Origin of the sequence: Roseburia sp. 1XD42-34 (assembly GCF_009917385.1) — a bacterium.
Lineage (GTDB): Bacteria > Bacillota > Bacilli > Bacillales > Amphibacillaceae > Virgibacillus.
This window is the reverse complement of record NZ_QWLJ01000088.1, coordinates 1-1,337: the sequence shown is the minus strand read 5'-3', so window position 1 is coordinate 1,337 and position 1,337 is coordinate 1. Positions and strand designations below refer to the sequence as shown.

Sequence of the window (1,337 nt, the reverse complement as noted above, 5' to 3'; positions counted from 1 at the left end):
GAGAGCGTAAAATAATTTGTGTAAATGAATAAATAGAAAAAGGAAGACCTTTTCTTGTAGAATCAAGTTACCACACAAAATCCCAAGAAAAGAGGTCTTCCCTTATGGATCATTTTACATCAGATATTATACAAGCTCTAGCAAAAAAAGAGGATATTACGGAAATTTTTCGCAGCCATCTGGAAAAGGCGGTAAATACGCTGCTTCAAACGGAATTAACGGCTTTCTTAGACTATGAAAAGTATGATCGCTTGGGCTTTAATTCCGGAAATTCTCGGAATGGCTCCTATCCCCGAACGCTGAAAACGGAGTATGGTGAGCTGGAACTCTCCATCCCTCGTGATCGGAATGGGGAATTTAAACAACAAACGGTGTCGCCTTACAAACGTACCAATGATACGTTGGAATCCTTCGTCATTCATATGTTTCAGAAGGGTGTCACGATGTCTGAAGTATCGTATTTAATTGAACGGATGTACGGGCATCACTACACGCCTCAAACGATTTCAAATATGACGAAAGCGATGGGCCAAGAAGTGGAGGCGTTCCGCCAACGGCCCTTATCCAACCGTTACGTCTGTGTATATTTAGATGCGACCTTTCTTCCCGTCAAGCGAGATACCGTGTCCAAAGAAGCTGTCTATATTGCCGTCGGAATCCGAGAAGACGGCTCGAAAGAGGTGCTCGCTTACACGATCGCTCCAACCGAATCTGCCTATGTGTGGAAAGAGTTAATCGAGGACATTCAGGTTCGTGGTGTGGAGGAGGTACTCCTCTTTATTTCAGACGGATTAAAGGGCATCAAAGAAAGCATACATTCGGTGTTTCCTAAAGCCCAGTACCAAACCTGTTTCGTCCATGTCTCCCGTAATATCGCTCATAAAGTTCGTGTTTCAGACCGAAAGGAAATATGTGAAGACCTGAAGACATTGTACCGTGCGGATGATAAAGAAAAAGCTGAGAAAGCGTTACAAGCATTTATAGATAAGTGGAAGAAATCCTATTCAAAGATCACGCAATCCCTTAAAGATAACCAGAATCTTTTCACGTTTTATGACTTCCCTAAGTCTATTAGAAAAAGTATTTACTCTACCAATTTGATTGAGTCTTTTAATAAGAAAATCAAAAAGTATAGTAAGCGTAAGGAACAGTTTCCCAATGAAGAATCCCTGGACCGCTTTCTTGTCACCCAATTCGAAGAATACAATCGGCGTTTTGCGACACGTTGTCACATTGGTTTTGATCAAGCAAGACCTGAAATAACAGATATGTTTAACAAGTAACAAGAACTACGAGAAAAGGTATTCGGTTATTTACACAAAATTATTGACAGTCCC

1 protein-coding gene is annotated in these 1,337 nt (G+C 41.1%); it reads left to right on the top strand.

The genetic code is table 11. The features are described 5' to 3' along the window. Positions 1–104: 104 nt before the first annotated feature. Positions 105–1,283, top strand: a complete 1,179-nt coding sequence (locus tag D1839_RS20120; RefSeq protein ID WP_120381540.1) for an IS256 family transposase — start codon at positions 105–107, stop codon at positions 1,281–1,283. Positions 1,284–1,337: the final 54 nt, after the last annotated feature.